Consider the following 16,003-nt stretch of genomic DNA (forward strand, 5'->3'; position numbering starts at 1 on the left):
GATCGCGGAGAGCCCTCAGGCCGTCATCCGGATCACGGTGGCGGCCTGCTTGTCCAGCAGCTCGGTCACCTCGACAGCGGGCATCGGCCGGGCGAAGTGGTAGCCCTGTGCCCGCCCCGCCCCGAGTTCCCGCAGCCACGCCGCCTGAGCCTCGTCCTCGACACCTTCGGCGACCGGCGCCAGGTTGAAGGTGCGGGCGATGTGCAGCACCGCCTCGGCCACCGACGCGCCGCCGCTGGCCGGCATGGCCTGGACGAACGAGCGGTCGATCTTGACGACGTCCACGGGCAGGGCGCTCAGGTGGCTGAGCGACGAGAAGCCGGTGCCGAAGTCGTCGAGGGCCAGCCGTACGCCGAGGGCCTTGAGCGCGCCGAGCACCCGCGCCGACTCCTCCAGGTCGGTGAGCGCCACCGACTCGGTGAGTTCCAGCACGAGGTCGTGTGGGGGCAGGCCGGTACGGTCCAGGATCGCCTGCACCTCCTCGATCAGCTTCGGGTTGCCGAGCTGCGAGGCGGAGAGGTTGACGTTGAGCTCGAAGCCGGGGAAGCCCTTCTGCCAGCTGATCGCCTGCTTGCAGGACTCCTCGAGCACCCACTCGCCGATCCGGGGGAGCAGGCCGAGGGATTCGGCGAGGTCGAGGAACTCGGCCGGTGCCATCAGGCCGCGTTCCGGGTGCCGCCAGCGGATCAGGGCTTCCACGCCGACGGTCTGCGCGCCGCCGTCCAGGTCGACGATCGGCTGGTAGTAGACCTCGAACTCGCCCGCGTCGAGACCGCGCATCAGGTCGGCCTCGGCGCGCCGGCGGGCCTCGGCCGCGGCGAACAGCACCGGGTCGAAGCGCCGGGCGACGCCGCCACCCTCCTGCTTGGCACGGTAGAGGGCCTGGTCGGCGCGGCCGAGCACGTAGTCCAGCCGGTCGCCTTCGCGGGCCACCGCGACACCGGCGCTGACCCGGACGTTCATCGGGACGCCGCCGACGGTGAGCGGCCGGTGCAGTTCGGCCAGGACCCGCTCGGCGACGGCGAGGGCCGCCTGCTCGTCCTCGACGCCGGGCAGCAGCACCGCGAACTCGTCGCCGTCGAGCCGGGCCACGGTGTCGTTGGCGCGGACGTTGACGGAGAGCCGTTCGGCGGCGGCGCGCAGCAGCTCGTCGCCGACCGCGTGCCCGTGGAAGTCGTTGATGCCCTTGAACCCGTCCAGGTCCACGATGATCACCGCGGTCTGGTTGCGGGCCGGTTCGGCCATCACCTCACCGGCGTACTCCAGGAACATCGACCGGTTGCCGAGCCCGGTCAGCGGGTCGCGGAACGCGTGCTGGGCGAGCAGCGCCTGCTGCCGGTTCTGCTCAGTCTGCACCTGCCGGCCGAGGTACTCCCGGACCAGCACGGCGACCGCGACCAGCAGCACCAGCCAGATCGCGTTGGGCTCCAGATCGTGGTTGCTCAGCCGCACACCGGCGGTCAGCAGCGCCACGACGGTGACCACGTGACGCAGGATCGTCCGGCCGCCGTCGAGCAGCACGGCGAGTCCGAGACTGATCGCGGCCAGCAGCGGCACGATCTGCCAGCCGGTCGGTCCACCCGGGTGCGATCCACCGGTGGCCGGCCAGGCGAGCAGGACGAGCGAAGCGATGACCACGGTGTCGTCGACACCGAGCCGTACCCGATCCAAGAGAGCGTTGCGACCCACGATCCCACCTCCGGCGAGTCAGATCGGTTCGCGGGCGGTGCGTATGAGCTATCCGGCGAGCCAATCGGCGAGAGCGTCGATCTCAGCCTCGGGCAGCGCGATCGCCGCGGCCTTCACCACCTCGGGCCGGGAGCGCAGGGCCGGGCGCGGGGAGACCAGGGCGAGGCCCGCCCAGCTCAGATCCTGGTCACGGTTCTTTTCAAGATCGATTTGGTACGCCGGCAGCGCTGCTCTTGCGTCACCCCTGACGACAGCCGCGTCCCCTGGGGAGGCGTCACCGAGTCCGGCCTTCTTCACCAGGGCATGGGCGAGCCGCACGCGGGGGCTGTTCTCCAGCGCACGCCCGGACCCCACGGCCGGAATCGACGGCACCCGGGGCGCCGGCCGTCCTTCCCGCCAGGCGCGTGCCAGTTCGGCGGTGTGCTCGGGGGAGACGGTCAGGTTGCGCAGCCGCCAGCGCAGGTAGTGGTCGTCCCGCACCAGCCCGGCCAGCCTCACCGCCTCGCCGTCGACCTCCTCGTCCCGCCACGGCCGCACCTCCCCGAGCAGCGCCGCCACGAACCGCGCCCCGGCCGGCGTCAGCTCCCCGCCTTCGAGCAGCGCTTCGGCCGCCTCGGCGACCGCCACCCGCCACCGAGCGAACTCGAAGGCCGCCCCGCCATCAGCCCCGACAGCGCCGACGGCCCCGGCAGTTCCAACGGATCCGCCGGCTTTGGCGGCCCCGGCAGTTCCGACAGCCCCGGCAGTTTCAACAGCTCCGGCAGTTCCAACAGCTCCGGCAGGCCCAGCCGTTTCGGCAACCGCGGGGACCGTCGCTGCGGCGGCCAGTTCGGTTCGCCAGAAGCGGGTGACGGCCAGGTAGGCGTACGCGCCGTGCAGGACGCCGGCTGCGGGACGCGGGTCGTCTCGCCACGGTGAGTAACCGGCGCTGCCGCCCGGGCGGACCAGGTCGAAGAGCAGCGTCACCGCGTTCAGGACGCTGTGCATCGTCTCGTGCAGCAGTCCGACGGCGAGCGCCGCGGGATCCGCCGGCGCCGACATGGCGACCGCCCCGAACGCCTCCGACGACGTCGCGCTGATGCCCTCGGCGGCCGGGTCGGGCAGCACCGGGACGATCACCCGGAGCACCGCGGCGAGCACTTCGGCGGCCGGTCGGTGCCGGCTGACCAGGATGCGCCAGGCCTCGTCGAGGCAGTGCTGCCAATGATCCAGTTCGGCTGCGGTGAGCTCTCCGGTGGGCGGGAGGCCGAGCCTGCTCCTGGTCCGGCTGTGGGCGTCCACCCGTACCGACAAAGAAAGATCTTGGTGAACGGCGGTGAGCACAAGTCCCGGCTCGGGAAGCTCGAAGCTTTCGTGATCGCCGGCGCGAAGCGCCTCGGCGGCGGACAGGCCGGTCATCGGATCGGCGATCAATCGACGCGCCTCAGCGGGTTCAGCAGCGGTGATGCGTGGGTACCAGGACGGGGTGTCCGGGTGCCGACGGCGAATCTCGCGGAGCAGGAGCATATTGCGGCTGAGCTGTGCACGACGCAGAGTGTCGAGGGTGGCGGCGTCCGGGCGACCGGCGCCGAGGGCTGCGAGAGCGGCGTCGCCGAGCTTGATAGGACGTGATCGCATTCGGTCAGATCGCCGAGTCAGATTGCCGAGTTGAAGCCGGCGATCGGCTCACCCGGCCGGTCTAGTTCGTCGGTGACGCGGCGCAGGGCGTGTGCGAGAGCGGAGCCTTCCTCGTCCAGGCCGGATCCGTCGAGGATCTCCGCGAGGGAGGAACCGGAAATGTCGATCATTACGGACCGCCATTCCTCCGAAGCGCCCCCGTTGTCCTGGCCTGCGTCCACGGGCACTCCTCCGGTGCTGCCTCGGTGTCGGTCGATGCGTTGCCGCAAGGTTACGGCGGTCGTCGGGTCGAGTGACCGGCGGGCTTCACTACCGTGGGTGCTCGCACAGGGTTGCGTCGCCGTGATCTCATGGGACAACACCACCACAAGCGGTAACGGAGGGCGAAATCGTGCTGGGTGCAGAGCCGGGCGCCGCTGACGGCGTGCCCCGGGCCAGGGGTGCTGCCGCCGCGCTGGCGGATCGGGTGGCGACGCTGAGGGCGTCAGCGGGCGGGGCCGGGGGTGCCATCTCGGTCACCGTGTCGAGTTCCGGCAACGTCACCGGGTTGGAGCTCGCCGACGAGGCCCTCGCCCTCGGCGGGTCCGACCTGGCCGTGGAGATCCTGCGGACCATCCGCCGGGCGCAGTCCGGGCTGGCCGATCAGGTCGAGGCCGCGATCGCCGCGACGGTCGGTGCGGAGACCGAGACCGGCAAGGCGGTGCTCGACAGCTTCACCCAGCGGTTCCCGGTCGAGGCGGAGGAGCCGGTCATGCCGGCGCCGAAGTCGCTCACCTTCCAGAACACCCCCACGTTGCCGCATCAGGCGCCGGGCAACGGATTCGAGAGCGGACGTGACAGCCGTGCCAGGTGAACCGACCCCGTCGCTGCCGCGCCGCGGCCCGGCGCCGCCGGTGGAGCAGATGAGCAACGCCGAGCTGGCGCGGATGGTCGAGGCCGAACATCCGTACCGGGGGAAGGCGCTCTTCGAACTCTGCGACCGGGTGCCGACCGACGACGACGCGGCGACGAAGGTGGCGATGCTCTCCCGGCTCGGCTCGCTGCGTCAGGCGCGGCTCTTCGACCGGGTGTCGCTGGCGTGGTCGGCGATCATCGCGCTGCTGGCGGCGGAGACGGTGCACGCACGGGACGAGGCCTATGCGGCGTTCGGGGCGCTCGACGCTGCCGAGCAGCAGGACATGCTGGACTATCTGGAGGTCGGTGCGATCGAGGAGGCCCACCCGCGCATCACGTGAGCGGGCCCCCGGCGGGGTTCCTTACGCTTCGACCTTGATTTCCTTCTTGAAGGCCACCCGGTCACGCACCGCGGCGGCATCCGGCTTGGGGTCGGGGTAGTACCACGCGGCGTCCCGCGCGGTGTGCTCGCCGGCTTGGAGGGAGTAGTAGGACGCCTTGCCCTTCCACAGGCAGACGGTGTGCGTCTCGGAGGGGACGAGCACGTCCTCACGCACGCTGGCGAGCGGGAAGTACGTGTTGCCCTCGACAACCACGGTGTCGTCGCTTTCCGCGATCACTTCGTCGTTCCAGATGGCCTTCGGCATTTCTCGAACGTAGCGCGCCGCGGCTTTTGTGTCCGATACGTGCGTTTTATTCACCTCTCGTGGGTGAAACCTCGCAAAGTGCTTGTGTGAAGATCTACAGTCGGGTCTTTGGGAACGGCGGTTCATGGGTTCTTCGGGAAACGGCGGTTCATGAGCGATCGTCTTGATCAGCTTCGCGGCTCTGCCGAGGCGAAGCGGCACAACGCGCGGACGATCGCCGCGCTCACCGGCAACCCGGGCTGCTCGCGCCGGGCCGTCCTGGACGCCGCCGGGGTCGACAAACTGAAGCTCGCCGATCGGCTCGGATTCCCCGGCAGCTTCGGCCAGTCCCGCTTCGCGCTCTCCCGGGGCAACGCCTTCGAGGCGATGCTCAAGGCCGACGACTGCGAGCTGCTGCGTTCCGTGCTGGGCGCCGATGCCTCGTCCGGTTATCAGGATCTCGGAGCGTCGGGTCTCCATGATCGGCAGGCCCGGACCGTGCAGGTGCTCGCCGACGCCCGGGCCGCCCTCATCGACCACCCACTCCTCACCCTCGACGTGGGCGGGCAGACCGTCTACCTCGAACCGGACCTGGTGGCGTACGCGCACCACGGCCGCCTCCAGGTCGTCGAGATCAAGTCGTTCGCGATCGTCGACGACCAGGCCGAGAGCGCCAAGGTGTCGGCGGCGGCGATCCAGGCCGCCGTCTACGTGCTCGCCCTGCGCGACCTGATGGAACGGCTCGGCAAGGACCCACTGCTGGTCAGCCACGAAGTCGTGCTGGTCTGCCCGGAGAACTTCTCGCTCAACCCGAAGGCCGTCGTCCTCGACGTCCGCAAGCAGATGTCCACGCTGCGCCGCCAGCTGTCCCGGCTGTCGTCGGTGCCGGCCCTGATCGCCGCCCTCCCGCCGGACGTCACCTTCGACGTCGAACTGGAGCCGGCCGCACTCGTCGACGCCCTCGCCCAGGTCGAAGCGCGCTACGCCCCGGAATGCCTGTCGGCGTGCGAACTCTCGGTCTACTGCCGGCACGAGGCCATCGGCGGCACCGCCGCCCTGGGGCGCACGGTCCGGGAGGCGCTCGGCGGTATCGAGAGCGTGGGGGAGGTGCTGGCACTGGCCGAGGGCCGGCAGGAGCCCACCGAGGAACAGGCCGAGGCGGCGGCGCTGCTGAGGGCGGCACTCCGCTTGAGAACCGAGGCGCTTGATCTCGCCGGCCCACTTCCGCCGGTCGTGGATTCTTCGCCGGTGGGGCCGGGCTCGCAGTGAGCGCTCTCACCGCGCTGGCGCGGGCTCAGGCTGTGGTGGCCGGGCGGGCGCAGCCGATCGCCACGGTGCGGCACCTTCATGTGCACGACCATCCGCTCGTGTTCATTCCGCTCGCCATGGCCGGCGAGGCGAACGCGCCGCTCGCTGCCATGGTCGGCACGTCACCGGCGTCGCCACGGCTGCTCGTGGTCACCCAGCCGCGTGACCGCGATCTGCGATTCTCCTTCTTCGCGGATCTCGCTGAGGAGCTTCTGCCGTACCTGGAGAGCTTCGCCACCGAAACCGAGGAAGTATCGATCGACCGGGGCAAGGACGTCCGCCTCCGCTACCTCGACGCGCCGCAGATCTGGCTGCCCAATCCGGCCGGCATCGTCTTCCTGCGCCTGCTGGGGAGATCGACGAGATTCCGTACGGTGGACGGCGAATACCCGGTCCCCGCCGGTGTGCCGCTGCTCGGCCGCTGGCTGACGTTCCTCGCCGGGACCGCCGAAGTGCCCGGCTCGTCGATGCTGCTCACCGCGGTGCAGGCGCTCGGCATGCACTGGGCCACCGGGCAGAGCAGCACCGAGGACGCCCAGTTCGGCACCCAGCTCGCCTGGATCGAGTCCGGCGCGGACGCGGCCCGGGAAGCGGAGAACGGACCGGCCGCAGGGCCCGCGACCGACCCGGAGTTCGACAATCGGGTTCTGGCACCCTTGATCGAACGGTCGGCGCCGGAGCTTCCCGACGTACTCCATGATCTTATTCTGCCCACCTGGGATCGGATGTGGCGCACGCTCGATCTGCTGCGCCACCTGCCCGCCGGCGAACGCGTGCCGCTGCGCTGGGACGCGGACCGGGACGCCTACACGGCCTTCGCCCAGTACATCGCCGAAGGTGGCGCCCCCCAACCCCGCCGGGACAGCGCCGTCGCAGCGGCCTCCCGTCTGCAGCGCCTGGAGAACGCCGCCGCCCGGTACGCCGTCCAGCGCGCCTTCGACGACCCGCTCGTCCTGGCGGAATACCGCCTCACCGGTGCCGCCTTCGCCGGAGTGGTCACCCTCGCCAACCCCGCCCGGATCGACGACAGCGGCAAACGCCCCGTACTCCGCCCCCGGATCATGGTCCACACGACGGAGCCGGTGCGGATGGAACCCGGCACCTCCCTGACATCCCCGGCCCGAACCGCGCAGAAAGCCCGCATCATCTCGGTGACCCCGGCCGGTGACGGCGCCGACGTGCTGCTCGAACTCTCCGGTGGCATGGGCCGCAAACTGGTGGCCGAGCCCGGAAGCGTCCCCGAAGTCGGCGAACATCTGATCCTGACGACCCTGAACGAGGGTTTCCGTCCGTCAGGCGCCTTCCCCGACCCGGAACACACGCCGTGGACGCACGGTGGTCCTCCGTTGCCGCCCTCTCTCCCGGAATCCTGACGCTTCGATCCCGTCCCGCCGTCTCGCGGTCCGAAATGGCAGCAATGAGCAACCATCGACTAGCGCCGAGCCGCTTCTCAGCGCAGTCATCCGACGCCAGCGCTGCCTTGCCGCCCGATCTGTCGCTCTCTTGTATAGCCAGTCGAACCTGGCTGTACGCCAGCGCTGTTTCTGCGCCCGATTTGTCGCTCTGTCGTGCAGCCGGGCGTGATCGTGCGCGTGTCGGGGTCGCGATCAGGGCCGGTACCGGCATCCGGCTGTGGCTCATTGCTGTGTTTCGGAGGCAGCCATGTGTCACAGCCGACCGCTGAGGATCGGCAAGTCCGCGACCGCCGGGTCAACGTGGACGCTTGGCAGATCTTGGGTGGACTCTGACCGGTTGGGAGAGGAGATCGCTCAAGATCTGCCAAGGGCGCCGGCGTGGCCGCGATGCGAGGTGGGTGACGTGACGCGCGGGCGTCATGTCAGATGTACCAGCAGCAGGGCTATGTCGTCGTTTCCCGGTGGGGCTGCTGCCAGCAGGAGTTCGCAGAGCTCGTCTGGGGTGCTGGTGGCGTTCTCGGTCAGGACTGCGGAGATTCGGGCCACGCCGTCGTCCAGGAGGCGGCTTCGGTTCTCGACCAGGCCGTCGGTGTAGAGGACCAGTGTCGAACCGGCCGGGACGAAGCGGCGGCTGGTGGTGCGGGGCTCGCGTGGCGGGAGGCCGAGGAGTGGCTCCGGCGGGACCCACCAGGCCTGCACCTTGCCGTCGGGCAGGAGGAGCAGTGGGGGAGGGTGGCCGGCGCTCGCGAAGGTGATCGACCAGCCGGACCAGGAGCGGGCGACGCGGGCCAGCACCGCGGTGGCGGCCCCGGGTACGCGGAGACCGTGCAGTGCCTGGTCGAGTGACGTGAGGAGTTCGCCGGGCTCGTCGTCCCGCCCGTACGCATCCCCGCGCACCAGGTTTCGCAGCTGCCCCATCGTGGCCGCGGCTTCGACGTCGTGTCCCGCGACGTCGCCGACCGCCACCATGACGCTGCCGTCGGGCTGGGCGAAGGCGTCGTACCAGTCGCCGCCGACGGCCGCGCCGTCCTGAGCCGGGACGTAGCGGGCGTGCAGTCCGACGCCCGGAATGTCGGGCAGCTCGGTGAGCAGGCTGCGCTGCAGGACCTCGGCGACGTGACGCTGTTCGCGGTAGAGCCGGCTGTTCTCCACGGCCAGGCCCGCCCGGCGGCCGATCTCGGCGGCGGTGCGTTCCTCGGCAGCGGTGAACGCCTGCCGATCGGGGTGTTTCACGAGCAGGACCGCGCCGAGGGTCTCGCGGCGCACCGGCGACGTGATCGGCACGAGCAGGGAGGCGCCGAAGCCGGCCCGGGTGGTGATCGCGGCGAGTTCCGCGTCGTGCAGGCGGCTCTGCAGATCGGCGGCGCCGTCGGGGGTGCGCACGGCACGGGTGCGGCGGACTGCCCTGACCATGGCGCGCAGGTCGGCCTTCGATCGCACGCCCAGCTCGGCGAGGCGGGCCATGTCGGCGGCGCGGCCGGGGTGGCGGTGGGCGGCCGAGACCAGGGCTGCGCCACGGGGCTCACCGGCGATCGTGACGACGCACCAGTCGGCGAGCCGGGCCGTCACGACGTCACCGAGGCGGCGCATCGCCTCCTCGACGTCCATCGTCGCGGCGAGCGACTCGGTCAGCTCGGCGAGCACCTCGAGCTGCTGGTGGGCGGACTCGGCGGCATGGCGTGCCTCGTCGGCGGCGGCCCGTGCGATCCGCAGCCGGACTTCTGAGGAGCAGACCTCGGCGAGCTCGCTGATCAGGGCGATCTCGCTGGGTGTCCAGACGCGGGGTTCCTGGTCGACGGCGCAGAGGGCACCGACGATCAGCCCGTCGGAGTCGGTGACGGGCGCTCCCGCGTAGGCCAGCGCGCCCAGCTCGTGGATCGACGGGTTGTCCCGCATCCGCGGGTCCTGCCGCACGTCGGGGATGGCCAGCAGCTCGCCGGCGATCACCACGTGACGGCTGAACGAGTGGCTGAGCGGCATCACCCGGCCGGTGGCGAGCGGCTCGGGCACACCGACGTGCCCGGCGAGATGCTGGTGCTCCCGGTCGACCAGGCAGACCACCGCCATCGGGGCGTCGACCAGCTTGTTCACCAGCATGGCGAGCCGGTCGAAGGCCGGATCGGACGGGCGGTGACCGGACAGGATGCGGCGGACCGAACGCAGGCGTAACGGGTCGGCGAGCACACCGTGCCCGGCGTTGCCGATCACATCCTCCTGCAGCACCATCGCCCCCCGGTTCGTCCGCCAGGTTACCGGCGTGAACCGCGTGCGGACCGTTCCGGACGCGACCCGATCATCCGTTTCCCCACCGTCCGAACGGCCACCCCCATGGTGTTCACCCTTGCGATTCTCACGCCGCGGGCGTATCCCAGCCGTCAAGGTGCTCCCGGCCGTCAAGGTGCTCCCGGCTGTCGAAGGGCTGCCGGATCCCGGCGGTGAGCCCGGAGCGCAGCGTGCCGCGGATCTCGGCGAACCCCAGACCGGCGGAACGAGCCGCCGTGGTCAGCTCACGCCGCACCGAATGGGCATCCAGCAACCCCGCGCCGACGAACCGGCCGAGGGCGAATGCCGCCCGGTTGAGGGTGTCGTTCCGTGAGCCGGTCCGGGCCGTGGCGACTCTGCCGGACTCGGCTGCGAGCGCGGCTTCCGCGTACCGATCAGGGTGAAGAACCCGCCGCGAAGCAGGCGGCAGGCCGGGGCCCTTGATCAGCTCGACGAGGGGCGGCGGGCCGGCCGGGATGGCGGAGGTGGGACGGCGGATCCAGCTGTAGTCGACGCCGCTCGCGTGCCGGGACGGAGGCGCCAGGACATAACCGCCCGCGCCGCGCCAGTCGAGCCCGGGCAGCAGGCGGACCCGGTTGCCGAAGCCGGTCGGCCGGAACCATAGGTGGCGCCCGCCCCGGCCGGTGCGCACCTCGGGACCGGGCGGGATGTCGTCGCGGAGCAGGTGGCGAAGGCCGTGCCAGCCCTCCTCCGAGTCGACGTCGGCCACATCCATCACCACGCCGGTGCGCAGGCCGACGTTGGCGCGCGGCCAGTGCAGCCACCAGACGGTGATGACCTCCTCGTCGGTCGAGGCCTCGGTCACCCCGTGCCGGAGGCGGGGATGCTTGCCGGGATGCGCGCATCGGGCTCCTCTGTCGCAGGAACAGGCGCCACCCTGGTCAGGCTCGTGCACCGGCAGGACCGGGATGCCGTGCCGTGCGTAAGCCAGGGCGGCCATCAGCGACATTAGAACAAGCGTACGACAAAATTCTAAGGGCGGTACAGGTGGGCCAGCATCGACTGGTTCGCCTCCCAGCCGTCCGGGAACTTCACCGGCACGTTGAGATGGACCGGCTCGGTGGACGGATGGGCGTCGAGCAGCTCGGCGATGCCGGCCCGCGCCACCACGACGCACGCGTGCCGATGCCGGGAGGTCAGCACGCAGAGCCGGCCGGATTCCAGGTGGAAGGCGGTGGCGTCGCGCCGGCCGGAGAGCGGGTGCAGGACCACTGTCAGGTCGTACTCCCGGCCCTGCAGCCGGTTCGCGGTGTCGACGGTGACCTCGGCGGCCTCCGGCGGCAGGAACGAGCGGATCACGGCGACCTGGTCGCGGTGCGCGGCGCCGATGGCGATCCGGTCCGCGGTGAGCGGGCCGGTCCCGGACTCGGACGAGGCGACGCCCTCCCTGGTCAGCGCCCGCCCGGCGAGAGCGGCGCAGGCCGCGGCGGCCTCGGCGTCGGTACGCACCGTGAACCGTGCCGGCAGCTCATGAAGACCCCACCCGGTCGCCGCCGCCGTGTCCAGCACCGCGTCGAGTGGATCATCGGAGGCGGGCGTGCCGAACGTGAGTGTCCGATCCCCGGGCCCGGTCCCCGAGCGGAATCCGGTGAACGGGTAGAACGCCTCGGCCACCACCGGGGCGGCCGACGCCGGCAGCCGCCAGGAGACCGGCAGGCGGTGCACCGGCAGCTCCGGGTTGTGCCGCAGCAGGACCGCGACGGCGCTCTGCATCGGATCCCAGGAGAGGCCGGTCCATCGGTCCACCTCGACGGTGGAGAACGGGTCGAGCTGCCCCGGGTCGCCCACGAAGAGCGCCCGCTCGAACCGGGCCGCGACGCGCAGCAGGGCGTCCGAGCGCATCTGGTACGCCTCGTCGACGATCGCCTGCGGCCACGTCCCCTCGGTCACCGTCGCCCACTTCGCCGCCGTGCCGATGGTGATCGCCGGGGAGCCGAGATCGCCCACCTTCGGCGCGACCCGGCAGCGAGGATGTTCCCGGACCCGCGCCGACGGCTCGTAGTCGACTGCCGACAACCGGCCGACCGACACGTCCGGTGAGCGTGCGCCGAGCCGTTCGATCAGGTCGTCCACCTGCTCGTTCGTCTGCGCCACGATCATCAGCGGCTCGCCGGTCGCGGCCACTTCGCCGGCCGCGCGGACCACCAGGGTGGACTTGCCGGCGCCGGGCGGGGAATCGACCACGACCCCGCGATGGCGGCCGGACCGCAGGTCGCTCAGCACCGCCGCGATGACGGTGGCGGCCTCGTCAGCAGGGCTCACTGTCGAACTCACCCGGGAAACTTAGCGTGTTCGAGGTCGTCGTCCCGGGTACGCTCCCCGGCATCATGGACGGTCACGAATGGAACTGGCCCGCGGTGAAGCTGACGGCCCTCCGGCTGGGCCGGCGGCTGGGCGTGCGGGTGCCGGCCTCGCAGCCGCATCGCTGGTCCTTCGTGCACATCGTGCCGAGCTCCGGACCGGAGGATGTGGCGGGTGGCCGGGCCCGGGTCGACGCCGCGCGCAGCTTCCGGGTCACGCACTGGGAGTTCGAGGCGGATCGGCTGGAGGGCTACGACCAGGATCTGGGGGCGGTCCGCCTGCGTCACGCCGAGGCCGCCGACGAGGCGGAACTGCTCGCGGTCCTGCGGGAATGGCGGCTCCGGCCGGCGGATTTCGAGCACTCCTGGGACACCGTCGACCCGGCCTGAATATGTGAGTGACTCACCCTGTATCCGTTCACGTTCACGTTTCACCCGGGAAGCGCTTCCGTTTCCCGCCGGTAGGCCCGCCGTGGCCGGGCGCTTCCCCCGGTCACGACGACGGCGGTCACTGTGTGCAACCCGCTGCGGTCGTTACCGGCATTTCCTTTTCCGGGGTGGAGGTGCAGCGCTGCAAAGAGGCATCGCTTTTCCGGTTAAGCAGAATGCCTTTTCCTTGTACGAATGAAGCGCTGCTCTAAGAATAGCCCGCGCGGCGCGACCCCTTTCCCATTCCAGCGCTTTTCCGCCACCCCTTCCGCGATCTTGGATCAGCCGGCGGTCCGCGCTGAGGGTTCGCCGTGCTCGACCTGTGGGACCGCGACGTGATCTGACGGGTATCCGACACTTGCGCCGTCGTGCGCCGTCTAGTGATCTCGTGGCCCCGGCGGGCCACCGCCCCGGTGGAACGAGCTGCAAGCCCGGCAGCCCGGCTTGCAACCGCCCGGGATCGCCCGGAACGCCCCGTAGATGCCCTCGCTAATTGATCAACAGTTGGACGGCGTCGCAGGTGAACCCCGTTTTGATCACGCCCAGTGAAATGATGTTTGCTTCGCCGTCATGCATTGGAAATAACTCTCCGCTTCAATATTCAACACGGCCGAAAAGCGAAACCGTCCTGCAACTTGCGCGTGCGGTTCGCATGCGCAAGTTGCAGGTTTCGTCGCTCTCCGGCCATGTGCTCCAGCGTCGTGGCCAGCCGTTGATCGACACGGGCGATTTCATTCACGGTTGTTTTTATGATCTCGCTGCCACCTCTTCCAGTCGATCATCGGAAGTGCAACTCTTCTAGCCAGCAGTGACGTCAGGAACACGGACGGTGGTGGTGAGGAATGCGCCCAGACGTTCTCGTCGGTCCGAGTGATTGGCTCATCGAGCAGTTCGGTGACGAGGTCGCCGACGAGTTGTGGACCAGGGTCCCGGAGGCCTTGAGCACCGCGATCGACCGCGAGGTTCACGCTCGCCCCGCGATGGCTCAGACGATGGAACGTGTGCTCGCGAACCCCCGGTGGGCGCTGCCCTATGAGGAACTGGTCCTGTTCCTCGGCACGCTACCGGGAGCGGAGATCATCTCCGTGCCGCGATCGGTGTACCAACTCGTTCTGATCAACGGACACATCGTGGTCCCGTGGTGCTACGGCCAGTCGGCCCGGCTCTCCATGCGCGACGCCGAGGTGGGCCGCTCCTTCGGCCGCCTGGCCCGCGAGCTCCTGCGACGCTTCGGCCCCCCGTGGCGTCGCTCCCCGGTCGAGTCCCCTCTTCCGCTCGACGCCGTCGACGAGCGGGAGGTGGCGAAGATCTGCGCGGCCATCGCCCAGATAGATCCGAGACCCGAGGTCGTCATCGCGGGTTTCGCCGGCGCACCCAATCTCGGGCTGCTCCGCGCATGCCTGGGCGAGGTCAAGTCCACCGACAACGGCACCCTCAACTGGGGCCACCTCGACGATCTCCCTCTCCCGCCGCCGGTGATCCCGCGGCCTAGGCGGATGCAGTTCCCTTAGGCACCCACCGGCTCCAACCCTGAACGGCCACCTCAGGCAGCCGCCGCCCGAGGTGGCCGTTCGTCGTTCCGCGCCGTTCGTCGTTCCGCGGCGGGCGGAGGCGGCGTGGCCTGGCGGAGGCGGCGTGGCCTGGCGGATCTGGTCGGGCGGGCGGACGTGGTCGGGCGGGCGGACGTGGTCGGGCGGGCGGACGTGTTAGGCATACGGCATGGACTCGTACGTCGTCACCGGAGGCGGCCGTGGCATCGGCCGCGCGATCGCCGAGCGGCTCGCTGCCGAGGGGACCGTCGTGGTTCTGGATTCCCGCACGACATCCGCTCCCCGGCCGCCGGATCGTGGAGAGGGTGGGGGCCGCATCATCCCGGTCGCCGGTGACGCCGCCGACCCGGCGGTCGCGGAGGAAGCCGCCGAGGTCGCGCTCGCGGCCGGGCCGCTGCGGGGCTGGGTGAACAACGCGGCGATCTTCCAGGACGCGCGCCTGCACGAGTCACCCGCCGAGGTCGCCGAGTTGATCCGCCGCAACCTGGATCCGGTGCTGGCCGGCAGTGCGGCGGCGATCCGGCACTTCCTCGCGGCAGGCGACGGCGGCGCCATCGTCAACATCTCGTCCCACCAGGCGCGCCGGGCGGTCCGGGGCGCGCTGCCCTACTCGACCGCCAAGGCCGCGATCGAGGGCCTGACCCGGGCGCTGGCCGTCGATTACGGGCCTTCCGGCGTACGGACGAACGCCCTCGCCCTCGGATCGATCACCACGGAGCGGTCCGAGGCGTACCTGGCGGACCTCCCGGAGGCCGGCCGTGAGCACTTCCACCGGGAGATCGCCCTGCTGCAGCCGCTCGGCCGGATGGGACTGCCGAGCGAGGTGGCGGACGTGACGGCCTTCCTGCTCTCGCCGGCGGCCGCCTTCGTCAACGGCGCGATCATCCCGGTCGACGGGGGCCGGTCAGCACAGGGCCGTGACCCGGAGGAGGCGTGAGCTGCTCAGACCGTCATCAGGTGGGCGGTGGAGAAGGGCTCGCGCCGCGCCCGCATGTCCGCGTACGCGGTGACGAGGAACGGGGAGGACACCACGCCGAACGCGACCGTGAAGGCGCCGTTGAGCAGCACGTCCGTCACTGAACCGGCGAGCGCGCCGGCGGTCGCCTGCACGATGACGCTGACGACGCCGAGGCAGAGGGCCGCGCCAATCGCGACACCGTAGATGGTGGCGACCCGGCCGAGGGACGCTCCGAGGTCGGCGTGGAAGAGCTGGAAGCAGCGGCCGATGCCGACGCCCCGCTCGACGGTGACGACCACGGGCAGGACCGCGAGCGCCGCCGCGACGTAGAAGACGGGAAGGACGCAGAGCAGGATCGCCACGAAGCCCAGCAACGCGGCGAGGACGCCCCAGCCGAACAGGGCCGGCGTACGCCGGAGCCCGGTGCGCAGCGCACCGCCGAGCGAGACCGGCCGTCCGGTCGCCGCCTGGACGGTGAGCTGCACGCACGCCGCCGTCGTGACCAGGTAGAGCGCGCCACCGATCAGGCTCACCACCATGACCGCCATGATCGCGACGACCAGGCCGGCGATGGGCGGCAGCTCGGTGGGCCGGGCCTCCAGCGCGGCGGCGAACGTGTTCTGCTCGCGTTCCAGGTAGGTCCGTGCCGGCAGGGCCATCGCGAACGTCGGCACGGCGATGATCGCGTGCAGGATCAGTGACGGTTTCCAGATCCGCGGCACGAGGGCCGAGCTGCGCCCCCACCAGCCGGCGAAGTCCGGGCTGACCAGGGGATCGGAGGAGTGCGCGGCGTACGAAGGCGGCATGCCCTGGGGTTGGGACGGCCAGTAGTGCCCGTTGCCGTCCAAGTTCTGCCAGCCCTGATTCACGTGGTTCCCCAAGACGTCGATCCAAGATCAGTGGGCGTCACCATAGCGGCTCGGCCAGGCCCGCC

At 70.8% G+C, this 16,003-nt stretch carries 16 protein-coding genes; 8 read left to right on the top strand and 8 right to left on the bottom strand.

Annotated features, from left to right (window positions below; all coding sequences use genetic code 11):
- Positions 1-15: 15 nt before the first annotated feature.
- Genes EP757_RS14900 through fxsA form a run of 3 tightly spaced genes read right to left on the bottom strand, consistent with a single transcriptional unit; the run spans position 16 to position 3,527 of the window.
- A complete protein-coding gene (locus tag EP757_RS14900) occupies positions 16-1,689 on the bottom strand; it encodes a bifunctional diguanylate cyclase/phosphodiesterase (protein WP_127546495.1) in 1,674 nt (557 codons plus the stop codon).
- A 48-nt stretch (positions 1,690-1,737) separates the two neighbouring features.
- A complete protein-coding gene (locus tag EP757_RS14905; RefSeq protein WP_127546499.1) occupies positions 1,738-3,306 on the bottom strand; it encodes an HEXXH motif-containing putative peptide modification protein in 1,569 nt (522 codons plus the stop codon).
- Positions 3,307-3,323: 17 nt separating this feature from the next.
- Positions 3,324-3,527: an FxSxx-COOH cyclophane-containing RiPP peptide gene (gene fxsA / locus EP757_RS14910; protein WP_232050513.1), complete on the bottom strand. Its 204-nt coding sequence runs from the start codon at positions 3,525-3,527 to the stop codon at positions 3,324-3,326.
- A gap of 170 nt (positions 3,528-3,697) precedes the next feature.
- On the opposite strand from fxsA, the gene EP757_RS14915 reads away from it, so the two are divergent.
- Both EP757_RS14915 and EP757_RS14920 read left to right on the top strand, forming a co-directional pair.
- Positions 3,698-4,159, top strand: coding sequence for a YbaB/EbfC family nucleoid-associated protein (locus tag EP757_RS14915; protein WP_127546505.1), 462 nt, complete (start codon positions 3,698-3,700; stop codon positions 4,157-4,159).
- Positions 4,149-4,541 (top strand): hypothetical protein, encoded by a 393-nt coding sequence (locus tag EP757_RS14920; protein WP_232050514.1) that lies wholly within the window; start codon positions 4,149-4,151, stop codon positions 4,539-4,541. Before EP757_RS14915 ends, EP757_RS14920 begins: the two co-directional genes overlap by 11 nt.
- 21 nt (positions 4,542-4,562) lie before the next feature.
- On the opposite strand, the gene EP757_RS14925 is transcribed toward EP757_RS14920, so the two are convergent.
- Positions 4,563-4,847, bottom strand: a complete 285-nt coding sequence (locus EP757_RS14925) for a DUF427 domain-containing protein (protein ID WP_127546508.1) — start codon at positions 4,845-4,847, stop codon at positions 4,563-4,565.
- Between the two features lie 150 nt (positions 4,848-4,997).
- Here EP757_RS14925 and EP757_RS14930 point away from each other — a divergent pair, with 150 nt between their 5' ends.
- On the top strand, positions 4,998-6,095 hold the full coding sequence (locus EP757_RS14930) for a hypothetical protein (RefSeq protein WP_127546511.1): 1,098 nt from the start codon (positions 4,998-5,000) through the stop codon (positions 6,093-6,095).
- Positions 6,092-7,507 carry a hypothetical protein gene (locus EP757_RS14935; protein ID WP_127546514.1) on the top strand — a complete coding sequence of 472 codons (1,416 nt, stop codon included), beginning with the start codon at positions 6,092-6,094 and terminating at the stop codon, positions 7,505-7,507. Before EP757_RS14930 ends, EP757_RS14935 begins: the two co-directional genes overlap by 4 nt.
- A gap of 459 nt (positions 7,508-7,966) precedes the next feature.
- Here EP757_RS14935 and EP757_RS14940 read toward each other — a convergent pair whose 3' ends face one another.
- From EP757_RS14940 to EP757_RS14950, 3 genes are all read right to left on the bottom strand, one after another.
- Positions 7,967-9,775, bottom strand: coding sequence for a SpoIIE family protein phosphatase (locus tag EP757_RS14940; RefSeq protein ID WP_127546517.1), 1,809 nt, complete (start codon positions 9,773-9,775; stop codon positions 7,967-7,969).
- 124 nt (positions 9,776-9,899) lie between these two features.
- Positions 9,900-10,772, bottom strand: a complete 873-nt coding sequence (locus tag EP757_RS14945) for a bifunctional DNA primase/polymerase (RefSeq protein WP_232050515.1) — start codon at positions 10,770-10,772, stop codon at positions 9,900-9,902.
- A gap of 32 nt (positions 10,773-10,804) precedes the next feature.
- Positions 10,805-12,106 carry an AAA family ATPase gene (locus tag EP757_RS14950; RefSeq protein WP_127546523.1) on the bottom strand — a complete coding sequence of 434 codons (1,302 nt, stop codon included), beginning with the start codon at positions 12,104-12,106 and terminating at the stop codon, positions 10,805-10,807.
- A gap of 14 nt (positions 12,107-12,120) precedes the next feature.
- Between EP757_RS14950 and EP757_RS14955 the strand changes: the two genes are divergently transcribed.
- The 4 genes from EP757_RS14955 to EP757_RS14975 all read left to right on the top strand — a co-directional run bounded on the left by EP757_RS14955 (position 12,121) and on the right by EP757_RS14975 (position 15,048).
- Positions 12,121-12,522 (top strand): hypothetical protein, encoded by a 402-nt coding sequence (locus EP757_RS14955; protein ID WP_232050516.1) that lies wholly within the window; start codon positions 12,121-12,123, stop codon positions 12,520-12,522.
- 532 nt (positions 12,523-13,054) lie between these two features.
- On the top strand, positions 13,055-13,363 hold the full coding sequence (locus tag EP757_RS14960; RefSeq protein ID WP_127546526.1) for a hypothetical protein: 309 nt from the start codon (positions 13,055-13,057) through the stop codon (positions 13,361-13,363).
- A 40-nt stretch (positions 13,364-13,403) separates the two neighbouring features.
- Positions 13,404-14,072 carry a hypothetical protein gene (locus tag EP757_RS14965; RefSeq protein ID WP_127546529.1) on the top strand — a complete coding sequence of 223 codons (669 nt, stop codon included), beginning with the start codon at positions 13,404-13,406 and terminating at the stop codon, positions 14,070-14,072.
- Positions 14,073-14,280: 208 nt separating this feature from the next.
- Complete coding sequence (locus tag EP757_RS14975; RefSeq protein WP_127546532.1) at positions 14,281-15,048, top strand: SDR family NAD(P)-dependent oxidoreductase; 768 nt, start codon at positions 14,281-14,283, stop codon at positions 15,046-15,048.
- 5 nt (positions 15,049-15,053) lie between these two features.
- On the opposite strand, the gene EP757_RS14980 is transcribed toward EP757_RS14975, so the two are convergent.
- Complete coding sequence (locus EP757_RS14980; RefSeq protein WP_127546535.1) at positions 15,054-15,950, bottom strand: hypothetical protein; 897 nt, start codon at positions 15,948-15,950, stop codon at positions 15,054-15,056.
- Positions 15,951-16,003: the final 53 nt, after the last annotated feature.

This window comes from Actinoplanes sp. OR16, assembly GCF_004001265.1.
Taxonomy (GTDB): domain Bacteria; phylum Actinomycetota; class Actinomycetes; order Mycobacteriales; family Micromonosporaceae; genus Actinoplanes.